We start from the raw sequence: 1,512 nt of genomic DNA, 5'->3' as shown, positions 1-1,512 counted from the left end.
GACCCGGATCAAGGCACCTTCAAGTTCACGAATATTGGTTGAAATTTTCGAAGCAATGTATTCGAGAACCTCAGGGGGAGCCACCAGTCTTTCCTGGGTGCTCTTTTTACGAAGAATAGCAATTCGGGTCTCAAGGTCTGGTGGTTGAACGTCAGTGATCAAACCCCACTCGAATCGAGAACGCATCCGGTCTTCAAAATCAGGGAGTTGCTTTGGCGGTAGATCACTTGTGATCACGATTTGCTTATTCGCATTATGTAGAGTGTTAAAAGTATGGAAAAACTCTTCCTGTGTCTGAACTTTTCCACTCAAAAACTGAATGTCGTCAACCAGTAGAACATCAATATCGCGATAGCGGCGCTGGAAACTTGCCGCTTTGTCGTCCCGGATGCTGTTAATAAATTCATTGGTGAATTCTTCGGAACTAATGTAACGAACATGGGTACCTTTAAATAAAGTTTTGGTGTAATGCCCAATAGCGTGCAACAAATGGGTTTTTCCCAGCCCGGATCCACCATAAATAAATAGTGGGTTGTAGGCCTTAGCTGGTTGTTCGGCAACTGCAACTGCTGCAGCATGCGCGAAGCGGTTACTTGTACCAATCACGAAGGTATCGAAAGTGTATTTGTTATTAAGCCGACCAAACTCTTCTTTATTACTCGGAGATCCCATACCTGGCCGATCGAAACTTGCTTCACGGATATTACCGCGGCCTAGGTCACTAGTAGGTTCATCATTTGCATAAGTGGAGTCGGCAACTTCATCGGTCAGGTCCTCATCAAGGGTGGGGGCGATTGAAGGGTCAACGGTGAGCGCAAGGCGGATCTCCCGGCCCACAATTTCACTGAGCGCGCTACTCACCAGAGGACGAAGCCTGGTCTCAAGTACGTCTTTTGTGAATTCATTCGGGGCGGCGATTAACACAGTGTCTCCAACCAAGCCCAGGGGGCGCGTGAGTGAGACGAAAGCTTTCTGTTGGGGACTTAAAATTCCATCGGAGAGCGTGTTCAAAGCCGCATTCCACATTGCGGTAAGTTCACTATCTCCAGCCATTAGCCCTTAACACCCCTAATATCCATAATCTATCCACATGTTTATCCACAGATGTGGATGAGTGGGACGATCCTATAACCATGCTAGGGGACACCACAAGGGGAGGTGTGTCTTTACCGAAATATTTTAGTCTTAGTGGTAGCAAGTGCTTAACTACCAACAGTGCGATCGGGGCTGGAGTTGACCGGGTAAAGGTGATGGCGTAACATTACGCTGCTTATCGCTCTGGTGACAGAGGGAAGCAAGACCTCAAGGAGACCCATGAAGCGTACATTCCAGCCCAATACCCGCCGTCGGGCAAAGACCCACGGTTTTCGGGCCCGTATGAGCACCCGTGCTGGTCGCAGCATTCTGGCTACCCGGCGCGCCAAGGGCCGTACCCGCCTTTCTGCTTAGTTCACTCGCCCTGATTGATGGGGCGCTGAGGTAAAGGTTGTTCATGTTGGCAGCCCAGCACCG

2 protein-coding genes are annotated in these 1,512 nt (G+C 49.5%); one reads left to right on the top strand and one right to left on the bottom strand.

The window, feature by feature from the left end:
• On the bottom strand, nt 1-1,053 hold a 1,053-nt coding region (gene dnaA, locus WAO74_RS13050; protein ID WP_422162696.1), incomplete at its 3' end, for a chromosomal replication initiator protein DnaA.
• A gap of 261 nt (nt 1,054-1,314) precedes the next feature.
• Here dnaA and rpmH point away from each other — a divergent pair.
• The gene (gene rpmH / locus WAO74_RS13045; RefSeq protein WP_422162695.1) at nt 1,315-1,449 is read left to right on the top strand and encodes a 50S ribosomal protein L34; all 135 of its coding nucleotides are present in this window, start codon (nt 1,315-1,317) and stop codon (nt 1,447-1,449) included.
• Nucleotides 1,450-1,512: the final 63 nt, after the last annotated feature.

Source organism: Polaribacter sp. (assembly GCF_049276715.1).
Lineage (GTDB): Bacteria > Bacteroidota > Bacteroidia > Flavobacteriales > Flavobacteriaceae > Polaribacter.
This window is presented reverse-complemented; position numbering and strand designations above follow the sequence as displayed.